Origin of the sequence: Aquabacterium parvum, assembly GCF_001447195.1 — a bacterium.
GTDB classification, from domain to species: Bacteria; Pseudomonadota; Gammaproteobacteria; order Burkholderiales; family Burkholderiaceae_C; genus Aquabacterium; species Aquabacterium parvum.
The window spans coordinates 1-273 of record NZ_LFRI01000001.1 but is presented as its reverse complement, the minus strand read 5'-3'; the positions used below and the strand labels follow the sequence as shown (position 1 = coordinate 273).

At 57.1% G+C, this 273-nt stretch carries 1 protein-coding gene; it reads left to right on the top strand.

Going from position 1 to position 273, the window contains the following annotated elements:
- Positions 1-44 precede the first annotated feature (44 nt).
- A partial coding sequence (locus ABG80_RS00005; RefSeq protein ID WP_407638717.1) for a hypothetical protein occupies positions 45-273 on the top strand: 229 nt, incomplete at its 3' end.

Sequence of the window (273 nt, the reverse complement as noted above, 5' to 3'; positions counted from 1 at the left end):
CCTCCTAGAATCCAAAGCATCCGCTTTTGGATTTTGGAGGAATCATGAACTTTGACGAAGTAATCCAGCTTCAGGTGCTGAAGCTCAAGGCCCTGAGCCACGGTGCCAACATGGGCCGGCTGGTCGATCAGGCCATCGATCAAGGCCAGCTCACCGAGCTGCGCCAGATGTGCGCCAAGGTGCATCCCTCGCTGATCGAGCGCCTCGATCAAGTGACGAACCTGCTCGACATGAGCAAGCGCGAGTTCATCGAGGCTGCTGTGTCTGATGCGC